At 68.6% G+C, this 19255-nt stretch carries 15 protein-coding genes; 8 read left to right on the top strand and 7 right to left on the bottom strand.

Annotated elements, in window-relative coordinates:
- Positions 1-163: 163 nt before the first annotated feature.
- Complete coding sequence (locus ACIOU8_RS10880; RefSeq protein ID WP_400789112.1) at positions 164-1924, bottom strand: glycoside hydrolase family 3 protein; 1761 nt, start codon at positions 1922-1924, stop codon at positions 164-166.
- Positions 1925-1926: 2 nt separating this feature from the next.
- On the bottom strand, positions 1927-3225 hold the full coding sequence (locus ACIOU8_RS10875; protein ID WP_400789109.1) for an MFS transporter: 1299 nt from the start codon (positions 3223-3225) through the stop codon (positions 1927-1929).
- 135 nt (positions 3226-3360) lie between these two features.
- Here ACIOU8_RS10875 and ACIOU8_RS10870 point away from each other — a divergent pair, with 135 nt between their 5' ends.
- Complete coding sequence (locus ACIOU8_RS10870; RefSeq protein WP_400789106.1) at positions 3361-4638, top strand: TetR/AcrR family transcriptional regulator; 1278 nt, start codon at positions 3361-3363, stop codon at positions 4636-4638.
- Between the two features lie 27 nt (positions 4639-4665).
- Here the strand turns inward: ACIOU8_RS10870 and recQ are convergent, their stop codons facing one another.
- Positions 4666-6741 carry a DNA helicase RecQ gene (gene recQ / locus ACIOU8_RS10865; protein ID WP_400789103.1) on the bottom strand — a complete coding sequence of 692 codons (2076 nt, stop codon included), beginning with the start codon at positions 6739-6741 and terminating at the stop codon, positions 4666-4668.
- Positions 6742-6832: 91 nt separating this feature from the next.
- On the opposite strand from recQ, the gene ACIOU8_RS10860 reads away from it, so the two are divergent.
- Complete coding sequence (locus tag ACIOU8_RS10860) at positions 6833-7150, top strand: GNAT family N-acetyltransferase (RefSeq protein WP_400789100.1); 318 nt, start codon at positions 6833-6835, stop codon at positions 7148-7150.
- A 22-nt stretch (positions 7151-7172) separates the two neighbouring features.
- Here the strand turns inward: ACIOU8_RS10860 and ACIOU8_RS10855 are convergent, their stop codons facing one another.
- Positions 7173-7550 carry a hypothetical protein gene (locus tag ACIOU8_RS10855; RefSeq protein WP_400789097.1) on the bottom strand — a complete coding sequence of 126 codons (378 nt, stop codon included), beginning with the start codon at positions 7548-7550 and terminating at the stop codon, positions 7173-7175.
- Positions 7551-7613: 63 nt separating this feature from the next.
- Here ACIOU8_RS10855 and ACIOU8_RS10850 point away from each other — a divergent pair, with 63 nt between their 5' ends.
- Positions 7614-8573 carry a pirin family protein gene (locus tag ACIOU8_RS10850; RefSeq protein WP_400789094.1) on the top strand — a complete coding sequence of 320 codons (960 nt, stop codon included), beginning with the start codon at positions 7614-7616 and terminating at the stop codon, positions 8571-8573.
- Positions 8574-8638: 65 nt separating this feature from the next.
- Here ACIOU8_RS10850 and ACIOU8_RS10845 read toward each other — a convergent pair whose 3' ends face one another.
- The gene (locus ACIOU8_RS10845) at positions 8639-11671 is read right to left on the bottom strand and encodes a S8 family serine peptidase (protein ID WP_400789091.1); all 3033 of its coding nucleotides are present in this window, start codon (positions 11669-11671) and stop codon (positions 8639-8641) included.
- A gap of 166 nt (positions 11672-11837) precedes the next feature.
- On the opposite strand from ACIOU8_RS10845, the gene ACIOU8_RS10840 reads away from it, so the two are divergent.
- From ACIOU8_RS10840 to ACIOU8_RS10820, 5 genes are all read left to right on the top strand, one after another.
- Positions 11838-12380, top strand: a complete 543-nt coding sequence (locus tag ACIOU8_RS10840) for an ECF transporter S component (RefSeq protein WP_400789088.1) — start codon at positions 11838-11840, stop codon at positions 12378-12380.
- Positions 12381-12481: 101 nt separating this feature from the next.
- Positions 12482-14311 carry an ABC transporter ATP-binding protein gene (locus ACIOU8_RS10835; RefSeq protein ID WP_400789085.1) on the top strand — a complete coding sequence of 610 codons (1830 nt, stop codon included), beginning with the start codon at positions 12482-12484 and terminating at the stop codon, positions 14309-14311.
- Positions 14308-15126: an energy-coupling factor transporter transmembrane component T gene (locus tag ACIOU8_RS10830; protein WP_400789082.1), complete on the top strand. Its 819-nt coding sequence runs from the start codon at positions 14308-14310 to the stop codon at positions 15124-15126. Before ACIOU8_RS10835 ends, ACIOU8_RS10830 begins: the two co-directional genes overlap by 4 nt.
- Before the next feature lie 11 nt (positions 15127-15137).
- Positions 15138-16013: a siderophore-interacting protein gene (locus ACIOU8_RS10825; RefSeq protein ID WP_400789079.1), complete on the top strand. Its 876-nt coding sequence runs from the start codon at positions 15138-15140 to the stop codon at positions 16011-16013.
- A gap of 146 nt (positions 16014-16159) precedes the next feature.
- Positions 16160-16735 (top strand): ECF transporter S component, encoded by a 576-nt coding sequence (locus tag ACIOU8_RS10820; protein WP_400789076.1) that lies wholly within the window; start codon positions 16160-16162, stop codon positions 16733-16735.
- 220 nt (positions 16736-16955) lie between these two features.
- On the opposite strand, the gene ACIOU8_RS10815 is transcribed toward ACIOU8_RS10820, so the two are convergent.
- Both ACIOU8_RS10815 and ACIOU8_RS10810 read right to left on the bottom strand, forming a co-directional pair.
- Positions 16956-18119, bottom strand: coding sequence for an acyl-CoA dehydrogenase family protein (locus tag ACIOU8_RS10815; RefSeq protein WP_400789074.1), 1164 nt, complete (start codon positions 18117-18119; stop codon positions 16956-16958).
- A gap of 163 nt (positions 18120-18282) precedes the next feature.
- Positions 18283-19218: a D-alanyl-D-alanine carboxypeptidase family protein gene (locus ACIOU8_RS10810; RefSeq protein WP_400789072.1), complete on the bottom strand. Its 936-nt coding sequence runs from the start codon at positions 19216-19218 to the stop codon at positions 18283-18285.
- Positions 19219-19255: the final 37 nt, after the last annotated feature.

Below are 19255 nucleotides of genomic sequence, written 5' to 3'. Positions count from 1 at the left end.
TTCTTCGCTGTTGAACGCAGCCGTTCGGCAGGTTGATCCGAGGATCGCGTTCTTGCAGACGAAAATCCACCTCGGCGGTACGCAGCCGCAGCGCTCTCCACAACGACGAAGACCGCCCCGCAGGTCGATGCCTGCGGGGCGGTCTCAAAGGGTGGGGCGAGGCCTACAGCGTGAGCCCGTGACCGAATCGGAACAGCGGATCCGCCGTGTCGAAGGGCACATCCGGGCGGGAGGCGACGACCGCCGCCATCGACCTGGGCAGGTCGAACGGCAGCCGGCCCTGCGCGCTCGCGACGCCGCACAGCACGTCGAGCAGTGCGGCTCCCGAGGCGCCCCAGTTGACGGTGACCGCAGCCGCCGCATCCGTGATGGGCTCGAGGATCGGCGGCCGATCCGCGAGCACGTCGACCACGGTCGGAACGGTCCGCGCGATCGCGCGCACGTGATCGAGCACCTCTTCGGAGAACTCGAGCGAGCCCGCGTGGAAGAAGTTCTCGAAGGTGGTGTCGCGCTGCTCGAACGGCGCCTGCAGGCGGATGACCGCGAGATCGGCCTCGGCCGGCGTCGCGACGACGTCGCCGTAGGCCGACGCGATCTCGGCGTCGATCCCCTCGACGTAGAGCGTGAGCCCGGTGGCGAACGGCAGCACGCCGTCGTTCGTCAACACCGTGACGGAGGCTCGCTGGGCCGCTTCTCCGGCGGCACGGAACTCTGCGCGACCGACGATCTCGTCAGCCGCATCCTCGTCGACGAACGGGTTCTCGAAGAGCCCGAGTTCGAACTTCTCGCGCAGGATCCGTCGAGCCGAGACGTCGAGCCTGTCTTCCGAGACAGACCCGTCGGCGATGAGCTCCAGCAGCAGCTCGGGGCAATCCTCACCGCCGAACTGGTCGACGCCGGCATCCAGCACTCTGCGCATGCGCTCGCGCGGCGACAGGTCTTCGACACCCCACGCGCGAGCGGGGAACGGCTGCCCGAAGATCTCGGCGTCGTTGATCAGCCCCCAGTCGGTGCAGACGAGGCCGTCGAATCCGAACCGCTCACGCAGCAGCCCCGTGACCACCGACCTGTTGAAGCCGAAGCCGACCTCCTCGTACTCGGTGCCGACGGGCATGCCGTAGTAGGGCATCATCTGGCGGGTGCCGGCGGCGAGGGCGTCTTCGAACGGCCGCAAGTGCAGCTCGAACTCGCCGCCCGGGTAGACCTGCTCGCGGCCGTAGGGGAAGTGCGGATCCTCTCCGTCGAGCTGCGGTCCGCCTCCGGGGAAGTGCTTCGTCATGGTCGACACGGATCCGGGCCCGAAGGACTCTCCCTGGAACCCTCGGATATATGCCGATCCGAGAATGCCCGTCAACTCGGGATCCTCACCGAAGGTCGCGGTCTGCCGCGCCCACCGCGGTTCGGTGGCGAGATCGACCTGCGGGTGGAGCGCAACACGCAGACCGACCGCCGTATATTCCTGCCGAGCGATATCAGCGAACCGTTCGACCAGCTCGGGGTCACGAGTCGCTGCGAGGCCGAGAGTCTCGGGCCACTGCGAGAACGGCCCCGCGAGGATCGACGCACCGGGGTTCTCGCTGAACGAGTGCCGCGGGTCGGTCGACAGGGTGACCGGGATGCCGAGCCGGGTCGAGGCGGCGAGCCGCTGCAGCTCGTTCTGCCACGCGGCGATCTCGCGCCCGGTGGGCGCGGCGCCCAGCAGATTGAAGTGCGTCATGTTCTTGCCCTCGACGAACTCGCGCGCGCTCGGAGTGCCGAAGATCGGATTGGCGTCGTCGAGATCGCCGATGGCGATCATGGTGTGGAAGAAGAGCCCGGCCTTCTCGACGATGGTCATCTCGTCGAGCAGCAGCTGCACTCTCTCATCGATCGTCAGGCTCGAGTCGAGCCACGGTCGTGCGGTGATCACATCTGTGTCGGCCATGGTCACTTGACTCCCTTGATGCGGTAGACGAGCACGGCACCCGCGAGGGCGACGAGCGCCCCGAACAGGTACCAGGTGGTGTAGCCGCCGAGCGGGGTCGCTGCGCCGAGCGCGATGATGCTCGGTGCGATGGCGGGAGCGATCGACTGCGGGAGCGCGTTCGCGATGTTCAGCACGCCGAGGTCCTTGGCCACGTCGTCGGGGTTGGGCAGCACCTCGGTGGCGAGAGCGAGGTCGACCGACAGGAACGAGCCGGCCCCCAGCCCGATGATGGCCTGTGCGACGATGACGACCGGGATCGAGGGCGCGAGGGCCAGGATCACCAGGCCGACGACCATGATCACTCCGGCGATCGCGACGAAGGGACGGCGCTTGCCGATCTTGTCCGACAGGAATCCTCCCAGCGGAGCGGAGATCGCCATGGCAGCCATCGACGCGAGGTTCGCGATGAGGATGGTGCCGACCGCTCCCTGCTCGTCGAGCTCGAACCTGGTGACGAGATACAGGGGAAGGAACGTGGCGATGCCCGCGTATCCGAACATCACGAAGAACTTGGTCAGCCAGGTCCATCCGAAGTCCGGGTGCGTGCGGGGGTTGAAGACGAACGAGCCGAAGAACGTGCCGACCGTGAATCGGGTGGCCGGCTTCTCGGTGAGACGACGGTCCTTCAACGTGAGCACGAAGATGACGACCAGCACCAGGGCGATCGCGCCGGGCACGAAGAACCGCTCGAAGTCACCCGGCAGGAAGTTCACGATGAAGCTGCCGGCGAGGATGCCGATGGGCGTCGTGATTCCGACGATGCCTGAGACCTTGCCGCGGCTCGAGACCGGCACCTGATCGGGCAGCGTGGCATTGGCTGCGGCGAGCACCGCGTTCATCGACGCCTGCACGAGGCACCAGGCCAGCAGGACGACCAGTACCGAGGTCGCGGCTCCGATGATCGCGAATCCGCCGAGGCCGACGATCGCACCACCCAGGATCCAGGGGCGACGCATGCCCCACTTCGACGTCGTGCGGTCGGAGAGACGCCCGACCAGCGGGTTCGCGATGAGGGCGAACGCGGCACCGACGCCCATGACGAGACCGAGGCTGCCCTCGGTGTTCACCGGGTCGAGACGCTGGATCTTGAACGCCATCGACACCATCACGGGGGTGAGAAGCGCCAGGTAGACGCCGAAGTTCACGGCGGCAAGCCCGGGGGTGTAGCCACGGGGTGTCTTCACCGGAGTGATGCCTGGTGCTTTGAAGCCGGTGGTACCGACGGCAGCCGCGGTGGCGGCCGATGACAGCTCTGTCATGGGGGAGTCCTTTCGGGCAAGGTTCGTCGGTCATCTGCGACCTGACGTGAAGAAGACAATACCGGAATATCGACCGATTGGTAAGTGAATATCTACCGATCGGTAATGAGAGAGAATGAGGGGGAAGGGGGAGCGATGGCGACAGCGATGACGACGGGCTCGCGTCAGGCGCGCGCCGCAGCCACGCGTCAGCGGATCGTGGATGCCGCCCGTGAGCTGTTCGTCTCGAACGGCTACCGTTCCACGTCACTGCGCGACATCGCTGCCGCGGCATCCGTGAGCCACCCCGGACTCCTCGGCCACTTCGCCTCGAAGGACGACCTGCTCGCCGAGGTCGTCGCCGGATTCGAGGAGGAGAACGAGAAAGCCTTCGATCTCATCGCGACCGCGTCGGACTCAGGCGAGCTGATCTTCGCCGACGTCGCCCGGCGAAACGCTCACACCCCCGGCTACCTCGAGCTCTTCGCGGCACTCACGGGCGAAGCATCCGCCCCTGCTCACCCTGCACATGAGCGGATGCGTGAGCGCTACGCGCGACTGCGCGAGCTGAGCTCCGAGGTGCTGGCCGATGCGGCTCTGCACGGCACGATCGGCTCGGAACGATGCGTGGCCGACGAGACCACGCGCCACATGGCCGGCTGGGACGGACTGCAGCTGATCTCCCAGTATCTTCCCGACCGCGTCGACGTCGTGCAGATGCTCGAGGAGCGCGAGTCGCTGTGGGCCCTGCCGCACCGGTGGCGGGATCCCGACCAGCCCCTCGCATCACCGAGGCCCGCCGGCCCCCTGCCTCCGGTCTTCGGCGCCGATGCGACGGACGACGACACCGAGGGATACGAAGTCGGCCGCCGCCGCCGGGCGCAGATCCTCGCCGACGCCACCCGACTCTTCGCCGGCGGCGGCTACGGCGACACGAGCCTGCGCGACATCGCTCAGGCGGTCGGCGTCTCGAAGTCCACGCTGCTGCACCACTACCCGTCGAAGGAGCTGCTGCTGAGCGCAGTGCTCGCCGAGCGCGACAGCGCCATCCGGATGCGCAGCGACGCGGTGCGCGTCGATCGTGCGGCCGACGCGCTGCGGAGCATCCCCAGCGGTGCCCGCGTGAGCGCTCTCGACGAACCGGGGCTGATCGAGGTGTACGCCGTGCTGTCGTGCGAGGCGGTGCCCGCCGCGCACCCTGCACATGACTACTTCACCACCCGCTTCTCTCAGGCGATCGACTACTTCACGGAGCTGTTCCGACTCGCCAGCATCGATGGCGACCTGCCTGAGCACCGCGACCCCGAGCACGAGGCGATCTGGCTGGTCGCACTGTGGGACGGCTTGCAGTACCAATGGCTGTACGACCGCGACGCGGTCGACATCGCCGCGCACCTGACGGCACACCTCGATGACGTGCTTCCCCTGCGCTGAGCGATGGGTCGAGCGATGCGGTGCGAGTCAGGCCGCGGCGATCACCGCGAGCACGCCCTCGCCGTAGGCGTCACGCTTTTTGGCGCCGATGCCGGTGATGCCATCGAGGTCTGCCAGTGAGGCCGGCCGGTGTTCGGCGAGCGCGCGCAGGGTGGCATCGCCGAACACGATGTAGGCGGGAACCCCCTGCTCGCGTGCGGTCTCGGCGCGCCACGCTCGCAGCGCCTCGAACAGCGGACGGTCGCCGGCGTCGAGAGCGTCCGCCGCACTCGCCTTGCGCGCCCGTGGACTGGACACCGGCCGTCCGATCGTGTCCTTGCGCAGCGGAACAGGCGTCTCACCCTTCAGCACACCGGCCGACTGCTCTCCGGGGGCGAGCGTGCCGTAGTCGCCCTGCGCCACGATGATCCCTCGCGCGAGCAGCTGACGGACGACGCTGCGCCAGTCCTGATCCGACAGATCCGCGCCGATTCCGTACGTCGCGAGCTTCTCATGCCCCTGCTGGCGGATGCGCTCGGTCGAGGCCCCGCGCAGGATGTCGATCAGATGCCCGGCGCCGAACGACTGATTGCGCTCGCGCTTGAGGCGCACGATCGTCGAGAGGAGTTTCTGCGCGGGCACCAGCCCGTCGAACGTCTCGGGGTTCTCGAGACAGGTGTCGCAGTTGCCGCAGGGCTGCGAGTCCTGGCCGAAGTAGCCGAGCAGGTTCTGGCGACGGCATTCGACCGTCTCGCACAGCGCGAGCATCGCGTCGAGGTGCTGCCCCAGGCGCATCTTGAACGTACGATCACCGGGGCTCTGATCGATCATGCGGCGCTGCTGCACCACGTCGCCCAGACCGTAGGCCATCCAGGCGATCGACGGCTCGCCGTCGCGGCCCGCGCGACCGGTCTCCTGGTAGTAACCCTCGACGGACTTCGGCAGGTCGATGTGGGCCACGAAACGCACGTCGGGCTTGTCGATGCCCATGCCGAACGCGATCGTCGCGACCATCACCACACCGTCTTCGCGCAGGAACCGCGACTGGTTCTTCGCTCGCACCTCGGCGGGGAGGCCCGCGTGGTACGGCAGGGCATCGAAACCCTGCGCGGCGAGATAGGTCGCCGTCTGCTCGACCGACTTGCGGCTCAGCGCGTAGACGATCCCCACCGATCCCTCGGGCTGCGCACGGATGAAGGAGACCAGCTGCTTGCGCGGATCGACCTTGGGCACGATCCGATACTGGATGTTGGGTCGGTCGAAGCTGGCGACGTAGTGCTTGGCCGAGGCGAGCCGCAGTCGCTCGGTGAGCTCCTTGTGCGTCGCGCGAGTGGCGGTGGCCGTCAGCGCCATGCGCGGAACACCGGGGAACCGCTCGCCCAGATCGCCGAGCGCGAGATAGTCGGGGCGGAAGTCGTGGCCCCATTGCGACACGCAGTGCGCCTCATCGATCGCGATGACGCTGAGAGTGCCGCGCTGCAGCAGGGCCGTGGTCTGCGGCGACGACAGCCGCTCCGGGGCGACGTAGATGAGGTCGAGCTCGCCGGCGACATACGCCCGCTCGACCTCTCGCCGTTCGTCGATCGCCTGCGTGGAGTTGAGATAGGCGGCGTTGACGCCGTTGGCCCGAAGGGCGTCGACCTGATCGTGCATGAGAGCGATGAGCGGGCTGATCACGAGCCCCGTGCCCTCGCGCACGAGAGCGGGCACCTGATAGGTCACACTCTTTCCGCCACCCGTCGGCATGAGCACGACGGCGTCACCGCCCGAGATGACCTGATCGACGATCGCGGCCTGGTCGCCGCGGAACTCGTCGTAGCCGAACACCGTGTGCAGTGCCTCGGCTGCCGACGGATATCGGCTGGGGGTGGCGCGCCGCGCCTCGGGGGCGGATGCCGTGGACGATGCGGTGTGGCGCGGCGCCGGCCGCCCGGCCTTCGTCGTCACCGGGGTGACGGGACCCTGCCCCCAGTCCAGCGGAGGCTCGAACCCGGCCCCCTGAGGCTCCCAGTCCATGGGCTCGGGCGGTTCGGAGGGTTCCCACTCGCCGCCCCAGGGCTCGTCTGACCCTTCGACAGGCTCAGGGACCCATCCTTCATACGGGTCACGGGGAGTCTGCGGCATCCCTCCAGCGTAACGACCCCCACCGACCTCGGCCCGCCCCTCCACGACTCAGCGGGCGTAGGTTTGATGCAGACGCCCGAAGGAGATTCCGATGACCGACATCACCGTCACCCGCGACGACGCAGAATCCCGCTACGAGATCCGCTCGGATGACACGCTCGCGGGCTTCGCCGAGTTCGAGCTGCGCCCCGGCGCGATCCGCTTCATCCACACCGAGATCGACCCCGCGTTCCAAGGGCAGGGTCTCGCCGGCATCCTCGCCGAGAAGGCGCTGACGGATGCTGCCGCATCCGGCGACGCGATCGTGCCGCTGTGCCCCTACATCGCGAAGTACCTGACGACGCACGAGATCGCCGGCGCGGAGATCCGCTGGCCGAAGCGGCCGGGGACGGCTCCCACCGAAGCGTGAGCCGGACCCCGCCGAGGCTGCACTACTGCAGGCAGGTGCCCGAGTAGTAGTCGGAGAGAGCTTCTCCTGACGCCTTGACGTCGTCGTCATATGCGTCGATGAGCGCGGTCGGGTCGTCGGTGATCGATTCCGCCGCCACCGTGAGATAGCCCTTCCACGCCTCGAGGTCGTCGGCCAGCTCGGGGGTCGGTTCGACCTCGTCCATGAGCGCGAGCCTCATTGCGACATCCCCCTCGGTGTTCATCCCCGGGATCACCGGTGCGAAGGCGGCTGCCGACGTCTGCGAGTCCTCGAGCAGCGGGCCGCAGAAGCCGGCATCCCCGCCCGAGGCACAGCCGGACAGCATCGCGACCGATGCGCCGAGGGCGAGCAGGATAATGGGAGTGCGTCGAGCGATCATCCGCCGAGCCTATGAGTCTCTCGCGCTCTCGAGTGCAGACGCACCCATGCGAAGGAGAATCCGATGACGGAGACCGCGTCCGGCCAGGTTGACGGTGTCGCACCTCGAATCGGGGAGCGCCGCATCGTCCTCGAACCGCGCGAGGTGCCCCTCGGCGGGGTGCGTGGCATGAACGTGCTGCGCGTGCTGCCGCACCGCAATCTGCCGACGATCGGCGCCTGGTGCTTCCTCGACCGGTTCGGCCCCGCCGACACCCGCATGCGCGTCGAGCCGCACCCGCACATCGGATTGCAGACCGTGACGTGGCCGCTCGTCGGCGAGATCCGTCACCGCGACTCACTCGGCAGCGACGTCGACCTGCGACGCGGGCAGCTCAACCTGATGACCGCCGGCAACGGCATCTCCCACTCCGAGTACTCGATCGGCGACGACCCGATCCCGCTCGATGCCCTGCAGCTCTGGGTCGTCCTGCCAGACGGCGCACGCCAGGGAGCGGGAGGCTTCGAGCGCCACACCGATCTGCCCCGGGTCGCGCTGCAGGCCGACGAGGGCGCGGATGCCATGGCCACCGTGGTGCTCGGCGAGTTCGCCGGCATCACCTCTCCCGCCACGGTGCACACTCCCATCGTCGGCGCCGAGATCGCGGTGCCCGCCGGCACCCGCATCCGGCTTCCGCTGCGCGCCGAGTGGGAACACGCCCTGTTGCTCGTCGAGGGCGATTCGGCGGTCGCGACGCATGGCCTGGCGCAGAACGACATGCTCTACCTCGGCGACTCGAGGGATGCCGTCGAGGTGTCGAGCGCGCAGGGCGCACTGCTGTTCCTGATCGGTGGCGAACCCTTCGCCGACGAGATCGTCATGTGGTGGAACTTCGCCGGTCGTGATCACGAAGAGATCGTCGAGGCGCGGGCCGAGTGGGAGGCGGCATCCGATCGCTTCGGTGTCGTCGAGGGGCACGACGTGCGCATCCCCGCACCTCCCCTGCCCGACGTACGGCTCATGCCCCGCGGTCGCAGGATCTGACAAGCGCCGGCACTTCGACAGGCTCAGCGACCGGTAGGGCCACTGAGCCTGTCGAAGTGTGAGCGTTACTCGGCGTCGACCGTGACGATCGTACGCACCGCCGACTCGCCGTACTGCACGAGTCCGAGATAGCGGGTGTCGGCGGCGAGGCCGGTCCAGCTGAGCTCGTAGCTCGTCGCCTGGCCGCGCACGGCCTCGATCGGGTTCGGAGTCGCTGTGAACGCGCCCTCACCCTCGGGCTGCACGTGGGCGTAGGTCATGTCCCACGTCATCGGTGCCGAGGTCGAATAGACGTTCGCGACCACCAGGTAGGTGCCCGCAGTCGGAGCCGGCAGCGTCACCTGCTCGTCGGCCGAGCCCGTCGCGGACTGCCAGCGCTCGTAGTACCGCAGGTCGTCGGGGCCCACGACCCGGTAGACCGTGAGGTCGAGGTCACTGCCCGTGTCATCCGACGAGTCGAGGTCGAAGCGCGAGAGCGTCGTGCCCTCCGGCACGTCCACGATCCACGACACGTCCTTGTTCGCGTCCCCCGATGCCTCGTCACCCGAGTGCCCGACGACACGGCCGTCCGGATCCTCCAGCAGCGTGAACGGAGTCAGACCCGACACGCCGAGCGCGAGAGCGCCGTCGACGCCGGGAGTGATGTCGACCGTGGTCGAACCGTCGACTCCCGTGCCCTCGACCTCGGCCGGAGCATCCGCCGTCACCGGGAACACCGCGATCGGCGACCGCACCGTGTTCTTCTTGCTCGTCCAGGTGAGCGATCCGGTCGCCCACTGCTCGACCGGCGCGCTCTGGTTGTCGAACGTGACGGTGTAGGTCGCGGTCTGGCCCGGCCTGTCGAACTTCAGCGTCGACGGCTCCACCGTCGCGTTCACGCCGGGCAGATCGACGGATGCCGTGAACGTGCCCTTCTCCGTCGCGGTGACCGTGCGAGTGACCGTCTGCGCGCTGGCGAGCGACCCGATCGAGAACGACGCGACGTTGAGGTCGCTGCCGTCGATCGGCTCGCCGGGGAAGTCGGCCAGGCCCTTGCCCTCGAGGAACGCCACCCAGTCAGGCACGTCGTTCAGATAGAGCAGGCCCGGGTCGAGCATGCGCTTCGGGTCGACCTGACCCGCGCCCTGCTGGAACGGGTCCGTGTTGGCAGACCCGTCGGGGTTCACCGTGTCGTACGCGGTGGTCATCATCGCGGACTTGATCTCGGCGGGCTTCGCCTGAGGCCGCTCGCTGAGATACAGGGCTGCGAGACCCGCGATCTGCGGAGAGGCCATCGACGTGCCCGACAGGATGCCGAAGGTCGGCTTCTCTCCGGGAGCGTTCTGCGTGGCCGCGAGGATCGCGACGCCGGGGGCGGCGATGTCGGGCTTCATGATGTCGCTGCCGTCTGCCAGCATCGGACCGCGGCTCGAGAATCCGGCGATCTGCGGCACGGGTGTCACCACACCGGTCGTGTTCTCACCGACGAGCGTGACCGGACGGTCGACGCCGCCCTGCACGTAGGCCAGCACGGCGGCGCGGTGCACCGAGGCGAGGTGAACGGTCGGCACGGCGTGGAAGTCGTTGTCGAGCGAGTCGGCCCCACCGGGCACGTTCACGAGCACGACGCCCATGCCACCGGCATCCTTCACGACCTGCGACTTCTCGGCGCGAGCGTTGACGCCTCGGTCGCAGACCACGATGTGCCCCGTGACCTTCGCCGCATCGAGCGTGCCGGGAAGGCACAGGGCCGCATCGGCGGCAGCTTGGCCCGCGGCCGGCGCGTCGCCCGCGTAGATCGACGGCCCGGTGACCGTCGTGCCGAACGGCACGCTCACCGACGCACCCGCCTGGGCGAAGCCGTCGAACTGCACGGTGCCCTCCCACGTGGGGATCGTCGAGGCGGCGACCGTGGTGTACCACGGCGACGCGTGATCGGCCGTGACCGAGTCGGGGCCGTCGTTGCCCGCGCTCGTCGCCACGAAGACGCCCGCTGCTGCCGCGTTGAAGAACGCGATGTCCTCCGGCGCGAGCACGGTCGAGGCGGCGCCGCCGCCGATCGAGTAGTTGATCACGTCGACCCCGTCGGCGACGGCCTGATCGATCGCTGCGATCAGGTCGCTGCCGGCGCAGATGTCGTCGGTCGTGACCGTCTCGTCGGGTCCGACGTAGCAGGCCTTGTAGGCCGCGACCTTCGCGCCGGGTGCGACACCCGAGACCTTGCCGAAGTCGACGCCCTCGATCGATGCCTTCACACCGAAGTTGCCCGCCGCCGTGCTCGCGGTGTGCGAGCCGTGGCCGTCGCCGTCACGCGGCGACAGGTAGTCGTACTGGAAGTCGAAGCCGGCAGCCTCGGCGCCGGTGTAGAAGTACTGGGCTCCGATGAGCTTCGACGAGTAGTCGCCCTTGTCCCACTCCTGGGCCTCGACCATCGCGCCTTGGAACTGACCGCCGTCCGACTTGTCGAAGTAGACGAAGGTGCCATCGGTGTACGGCTGGTTTCCCTTGTGGCGCTTGTCCTTCTTGGGCTGCTTCTTGAGCTTCTTGCCCTCGAACGACGGGTGCTCGGGGGCGATGCCGGTGTCGATGACACCCACGACCACGCCCTCGCCCGCCCTGTCGACGCCGCCGGTCTGCTGCCAGACGCCGCCGCGGCCCTTCTTGTCGTCGCCGAGACCGAGGAAGTCCGTCGCGGTCTGCGCATCGGGGTGCCGGATGAAGTCCGGGTAGACGCCGTAGACCTCCTTCGAAGCCCGCAGCTTGTCGACCTGCTCTCCCGACAGGTCGGCACTGAAGCCGTTGAGCACCACCTGGTAGGTGTTCTCGGGGGTGACGCCGACCTCTTGTGCGATCGTCTGCTGCTCGGACTCGAGATGCTCGACATAGCGCTGCGAGTCCTGCGACTGCCGCTCGAGCTGTTCGCCCTCGGCCGGCTTCGTCGCCTTGAGACCGTTGACGTCGCCGGTGTAGCTCGCGAGGGGATCGGACTTCAGCACGACGATGTAGTGACCGGGCGTGCCTTCGACCGGAGTGGGGTGGTTCACCTCCTCCGTGCCTGCGTAGCCTGCGGTTGCCGTCGATGCGATGAACAGCGTTGCCAGGGTTGTGGCCGCTGCCATCCGGAGGGGTGTTCGACCCATGCGTTTCTCCCGATGATCACGGTGCGACTGCGTTGCCGCACCGCCGTTCAAGCTACGCCCGGCTTCCGTCCACACACCAGAGTCGGGGATTATTCCTGGACGAACGGCCAGCCGTGTCGCCGATGGTCGACAGTAGGCTGGAGGAGTGGCCCCCTCCCCCGTCCTGACGACCCGCGTGCTGCTGGTCTGCGCGGCGATCGGCGTCGCCACGGGCATTCTCGGGGGGATCGCCGGCCTCATCACGCCGGTCGTCATCGTGGTCACTCCGTACCTCTACGGCCTCGTCCTCGGCTCGCACGTCCTGCCGGGCATCATCGCCCAGGAGGTGCTGCGCCGACCGTTCGTGGCCCTCGTCACGCACGTCATCGCGGCGCTCATCTCGAGCGCGTTCAACCCGGCCTGGACGCTGCGCTTCATCGGCACCGCGCTGCTCTTCGGCGCGATCCAAGAGGGCATCGCCGCGCTCACCCGCTACCGCTCGTGGGGGCCCTGGCGCTTCTTCATCTCGGCCGGCGTGATCGGCGTGATCGTCGCGGTCGTGGTGTTCTTCGCCGTCGACCTCGCGGCCTTCGCGCCGTGGCTGCAGATCGCCTATCTGATGATCGCGGTGCTCGGTCCGATCGCGTGGACGGCAGCCGGACTCGCGATCGGTGCGTCCCTGAGTCGTGCGGGCGTCGCACGACGCTGATCCGCCGCACCCGCGTTGTCCGGCGCCTCCGGCGCATGGCGATTCAGGTAAGGCTCAGCTAAGTTAGAACGGTACCGATCCGCCGAAACCGGGGTTATGCCGTGCGCTCATCCGCGCCCCTTCTCAGCGTGCGTGACCTCTCGATCACCCACGCCGATGCGGCGCACCCCTCGCCCCAGGACGCCACGTTCGACATCGGCCCCGGTGAGGTCGTGCTGCTCCTCGGCCCCTCGGGGTCGGGCAAGTCGACGCTCACGCTCGCGCTCAACGGGCTCATCCCGCATGCCGTGCCGGCCACTCTGACCGGGTCGGTCGACGCCGGCGGCGTCAGCACGGCTCACGCCGACACCGCTTCCCTGAGCACCCACGTCGCGATGGTCTTCCAAGACCCGGATGCGCAGATCGTCACCGGCACCGTCTACGACGAGGTCGCGTTCGGCCCCGAGAACCTGCTGCTCCCGCTCGACGAGGTGCGCGCCAGGACGGCGGACGCGCTCGGCCGCGTCGGCCTCTGGGAGCGACGCGACGAGAACCCGGATCGCCTGTCGGGCGGCGGGCGGCAGCGCCTCGCGATCGCCTGCGCACTGGCCATGGGATCGCCCCTGATCGTGCTCGACGAACCGACCGCGAACCTCGACCCGCAGGGCATCGACGATGTCTACGCGGCGCTGACCGATGTGGTCGCTGCCGGCGATCGGGCCATCCTGCTCGTCGAGCACAACCTCGACGCCGCGATGGGCTTCGTCACCCGCACGATCGTGCTCGACCGCGCGGGGCGCGTGGCGTTCGACGGGCCGGCGTCCGAGATCATCCGCGCACACGCCGGCGAACTCATGGCCATGGGAGTCTGGCTCCCCGGGGCGACTCTGGCGGCGCTGCGGATGCAGGATGCCGGCATGCACTTCGACGAGCTGCCACTCACGCCCGCCGACCTCGCCGCCACGCTCGCGGCCACCGCCCCTGCCACGACCCCGGCGTCCACGTCTCCGGCATCCACGATTCCCTCCACGTCTCCGGCATCCACGTCTCCGGCATCCGTGTCTCCGGCATCCACGATTCCCTCCACGTCCCGTCTGCAGGACCGGAACACGGATGCAGGACCAGAAACCGCTGTCTCGCCAGACATCCGTGCTTCGGTCCTGCAGACGGACGCCCCTTCGCGACCGACGACTGCGCCGATCATCAGCGCCCGCGGCCTCACCGTGCGCCGCCATCGCAGCGAGATCCTGCACGGCATCGATCTCGACATCGAACCGGGAACCCTCACCGCGATCATCGGAACCAACGGCGCGGGCAAGACCACCCTGCTGCAGGCGCTCGCCGGAGTCGTCCCGCCGCCGCGACGGCAGGTGACGGTCGATGGGTTGGATCCCGGCTCGGCGTCGCCGCGCGAGCTCGCGAGCCGCATCGGATTCGTGTTCCAGAACCCCGAGCATCAGTTCATCGCGCACACGGTGTTCGACGAGCTCGCGCACGGGCTTCGTCTGCGGCACACCCCGGATGCCGAGATGCGCGAGCGCGTCGATGCCATGCTCTCCCGCTTCGGACTCGAGGCCAAAGCGGGCGTGCATCCGTTCCTGCTCTCGGGTGGAGAGAAGCGCCGCCTCTCGGTCGGCACGGCCCTGATCACCCGCCCACGGGTGCTCGCCCTCGACGAGCCGACCTTCGGCCAGGATCGCGCGCGGGCCTCCGAGCTCCTCGCCCTGCTGCGTGATCTGCGCGCAGAGGGAACGACGATCGTCATCGTGACCCATGACCTCCAGCTCGTCGCCGAGCACACATCGCACACCGTGATCCTCAGGGACGGTCGAGTGCACGCCGCCGATCGCACCGACGTGCTCTTCCGCCACGAGGACCCGTTCGTCGAGGCGGGGCTCCGGCTCCCGGCGCTGCAGCGTGTGCTGGCCGACGCAGGGCGGGCGATCGCATGAGCGCGCACGCTTTCGACCCTTACGCCGCCGTCTCGACATCCTCTCCGCGCCAGTTCCTGTACGCGCTCAACCCGCTTGCGAAGGTCGCCGGAGTCGCCCCGGCCATGGTGCTGCTGATCTTCGTGCGCGACCTCGCCACCCCCGCCGCTTTTCTGGTGCTGTCTCTCGCGCTGATCATCGCGGGCTCCCGCGTGACCTGGCGCACTGCCGCGCTGCTGTTCGTCGCGCTGCCGGCCGGCATGCTCGCGATCGGAGTCGGGTTCTCGCTGTGGGTCGACGCATCGCTCGTCGACGGCAGCCGTGCCGCGCTGCAGATCGGCGAGTGGACGCTGTATCAGGGCGCTCTCGAGATCGGCTTCGCCACGGCTCTGCGCCTCGGCTCGATCGTCGCCCTGGCACTCATCGGCGGCCTGACGACCACCGGCCCCGACCTCGTGCGCGCCAGCGTGCAGCAGCTGCGCGTGCCCTACCGGATCGGCTATACGGCGCTCGCCGCCTTCCGCTTCGTGCCGCGCTTCGGCCACGAGCTCTCGGTGATCCGCGCCGCGCATCGGGTGCGCGGCCATCACGGCGGCAGCGGCCCGTTCGCGCGCATCGCGCGGGGGTGGGGCTACATCGTGCCGTTGCTCGCCGGCGCGATCCGCCACGCCGAACGCGTCGCTCTCGCCATGGACTCCCGCGCCTTCGGAGCCCACCCGACGCGTACCGAACGCCACCTCGTGCCGTTCCGCACCCGCGACACCGTCTTCGTCATCGCCTCGATCGCCGCTTCCGCCGCGATCTTCGTGCTCTTCTTTCCCTGGCAGCTGCCCTGAAAGGCTCCCGCATGGCATACAGCAAACTGGTCAAGCCCGAGTCGGCCGAACTCATCCATCTCAGCGTGCTGCGCACCGAGCGCCTCTCCGCGCACTGGATGAGGGTCACGCTCGGCGGCGGCGAGATCGAGAAGTTCCGTCCCATGGGTTTCGACCAATGGTTCCGCCTGTTCCTGCCGATCGGCGGCGACGCCGGCCTCGACCGCGTCCCCGCGAAGGCGAACAAGATGTTCGGTTATCTCAAGTTCCTGCGCATCCCCGACGGCGAGCGCCCCGTCATGCGCAACTACAGCGTGCGCGAGTATCGCCCGGCGACCGACGAGTCCGGGGCCGAGATCGACGTCGACTTCGTGCTCCACGGGTCGGCAGCCGACGGCACTGCCGGCCCTGCGTCGCGATGGGCGGAGACCTGCGCGCCCGGCGAGCACGTGCTGATCATCGACGAAGGGCTGACGTTCAACCCGCAGCGCGGCACGGATCGTGTCGTCCTGGTCGGTGATGAGACGGCGCTGCCCGCGATCGCCTCGATCTGCGCCTCTCTCCCCGCGCACGCCACGGGCACCGTGATCATCGAGGTGCCGTCCGACGAGGACGCGCTCGAGTTCCCGCATCCGTCCGATGTCGACCTGGTCTGGCTCGTGCGTCCGCATGAGTTCGAACCCGGGTCGTTCGCCCTGGCCCAGCTGCGCGAGTTGACGCTGCCCGAGGCGCCGTTCCACGCATATGCGGCGGGCGAGCAATCGCTCGCCTCCGGCGCCCGCAAGTATCTCGTCGGCGAGCGCGGAGTCGACAAGAACGACGTCAGCTTCTGCGGATACTGGAAGATCGGCGCTGCATCGCCCACGTCGAAGGCAGCCCGCGACGCGGCAGCGGAGCCCCTCTCATGAGCGGGGCGGATGCTGTGGACCCGAAGCCGAACGCGAGTCAGAGGGCCGATGCGGGGTTCGACACTCGCCCCGCCGCCGAAGCGGGGCCAGAGACGCACCGGACGCCCGATGCGGGGCCAGAAACGCACCGGATATCGTCGCCTGAGGTGCAGAATCGACCCCGCACCGCCGACGGACGAACGCGGTTCCGGTTCCCGACGGCGATCCTGCTGACGTGCGCCGCACTGGGCGTCGCCGGCGGGGCGCTGCTGGCCCCGGCGAACTGGATCTCGACGATCCTCTTCCCCGGTCTCCCGTTCGTCAGCGTCGGGCTGGCCGGTCTGTGGCTGCTCCCCTCGGTCATCGCCCTGCGTCTGCTGCGGCGTCCCCTCGTCGGCCTGCTGGTCGGCCTCCTGGCCGGACTCGTCATCGTGCCGTTCTCGGGATACGGCTTCAGCAGCGTCGCGACCAATCTCTGGTGGGCCGCATTCACCGAGCTGCCGTTCCTCTTCGTGCTCTGGCGCTACTGGGGAACCTGGTTGCACTACCTCGGCGCCGCGGTCGTCGGCATCGTCTACCCGGTGCTCGCGTGGGCATCGTTCAACCTCGGCAGCTTCGAGCTGCCCCTGCAGATCACGTTCTTCGCCGTGACCCTCGCCAGCTGCCTCGGCGGCACCGCCCTCGGCATCCTGATCGCTGATCGGCTGCGCCGCGCGGGTGTGGGATCACGCCTGCCACGCTGACGTCGCCCGGCTCAGCTCCGTCTGGCGTCTCTCGTCCGGGCACAGCTTCGGATGCCGGCATGCAGCGCGGCGTGCTCCGGCATCCGACTCCGGCGCGTCGCGCCTGCCGTCCGAATCTGTGCTCGGTGGCGTGGATCGGTTCGACACCGAACCGGACTTCCGCAAGCACGCGAAAGGGCCCCGGATGCCGGCATCCGGGGCCCTTCGAATCTGCGAGGTGTCAGCGCTTGCCGACGATCTGACGACCGACGAGGTCGCGCATGATCTCGTTCGTGCCGCCGTAGATGCGATGCACGCGGGCATCGGTGAAGGCCCGGGCGATCGGGTACTCCATGATGTAGCCGTAGCCGCCGTGCAGCTGCACACCGGTGTCGAGCACCTCCCACTCGCGCTCGGTCGCCCAGAACTTGACCTTCGCGGCATCCTCGGCGGTGAGCGTGCTGTTCTTGTAGGCGAGCAGCGCGCGGTCGATGTAGGCCCACATCGCGTCGGTGGTCGCCGCCATGTCGGCGAGCCGGAAGCGGGTGTTCTGGAAGTCGGCGATGCGCTCGCCGAACGCCTCGCGGTCCTTCGTGTAGGCGACGGTCCAGTCGAGGGCGGCCTGGGCTGCGGCGGCCGCGGCGACGCCGATCGACAGACGCTCGAGCGGCAGGTTGAGCATCAGCTGGATGAAGCCCTGACCCTCCTTGCCGCTGATGAGGTTCTCGTCGGGCACGAACACGTCGGTGAAGCTGAGCTCGGCCGTGTCCCAGCCATGGAAGCCCATCTTGCTGAGCTTCTTGCCCTGGTCGAAGCCCTCCATGCCCTTCTCGACCAGCAGCAGGCTGAACGCGTCAGGCCGGTTGCCCTCACCGGTCTTGACGAAGGTCACGACGACGTCGGCCGTCGAGCCGGAGGAGATGAACGTCTTGGCGCCGTTGAGGATGTAGCCGCCGTCGACCTTCTTTGCGTTCGTCTTGATGCCTCGCAGGTCCGAGCCCGCACCGGGGTCGGTCATGGCGAGCGCGCCCAGAACCTCACCGGTGGCCATGCGGGGCAGCCACTTCTCCTTCTGCTCCTGCGTGCCCATGTGCACGAGATACGGCACCGCCAGATCGTCTTGGATACCGAAGGCACCCGCCAGCGAACCTGCGCCGGACGCGATGACCTCCTCCATCACGACGGTGCGGAATCGGTAGTCCTGCAGCATGCCGGCGCCGCCGAACTCCTCGGGGACGGACAGACCGATCAGGCCCGCCTCGCCGGCCGCCAGCATGGTCGCCCGGTCGATCTCACCCGCGGCGTCCCACCGTTCGATGGCCTCGTTGTTCACGTGGCGCTTGACGAAGTCCTTGACGAGGTCGCGGAATGCCTCGTGATCCTCTTCGTAGATGTCGCGTTCCATGGCGTCCTCCCGAACGTTCGTGCGTCATTGCTCCGGCGATTCTATGTCGGGCCACCGACACGACGACAGCCCGTTGTGAGAATGCATCCCACAAACCGTGGGACTGGGTACCGCCATTGTCGGATGCCGCAATCCGGCCGATCCGGACGTGCACGAGACGCCGTCAGTGCGCGTAATCGGGAGCGGCGGGAAGCCCGAAGAACTCCTCCAGCGTGTGATATCCGCCCTGGTGGTAGGCGGCCGCGAGCTCGCGTCCGAGATAGCGCAGATGCCACGGCTCGGGCTTGTACCCGGTGATGCCCGAACCGACCTGCTCGTAGCGGACGATGAAGCCGTACTCCCAGGCGTTCGCAGCGATCCATTCGCCCTGCACTGTCGCCCCGAACGACTCGATGGCTCCGCACGACGAGTCGCAGGCCACGAGATCGACGGCGAGCCCGGTCTGGTGCTCGCTGTGTCCGGCGCGCGCCGAGGAGGCATCCGCCCCCGCCTGGCCGCTGTTGCGCACATGCGCGGCGTGGGTGGCGACCTGGAGGTCGTACGAGCGATAGCCGTTGTTCGCGCCGATGCGCCCCGCCCCCTCGGCGGCTGCGGCGTCGGCCATCTCTCCGACTGCTGTCGCGACGTCCGTCCGGGCCTGCCCGGAGCGTGTCGTCATCTGCAGCGGAAGGTCGGCGAGCGAAGACGGCGCGAAAGAGACCGGCGCGAGCGGACGCGCCTTGTTCACCACCACCCAGACATGGGCGGGGTCGTCGAGCGCGATGCAGGGCGCATTGCCCGCGACGACGGCGGCACGGAAGCTCTCGCCGCCACCGAAGCCGGCGATGATCGCCGGATCGTCGGCGCCCGCGATCGCCTCGAGCACGCTCGGTTCCGAGCACGGGTCGGCCGCCGTGGTCGCACCGACCTCGACCGCCGGCACCTCCTGCACCGACACCGGCTCCGGCATCGCCATCTCGGCGGGCGCCGACGCGGCGACAGGCGCACCCGCGATCGACAGCAGGATGCCGATCGCAGTGACCGCGAGACCGATGGGCAATGCGGGTCCGCGGATCGGGGAGCGCTGTGCCGCATGCTGAGGCTGCGGCGGGAAGAACATGGTCCCATTCTCCCTTAAGTCGGATCGAACAGAATTC

This window comes from Microbacterium sp. NPDC087589 (genome assembly GCF_044743635.1).
Classification (GTDB): Bacteria; Actinomycetota; Actinomycetes; order Actinomycetales; family Microbacteriaceae; genus Microbacterium.
This window is presented reverse-complemented; position numbering and strand designations above follow the sequence as displayed.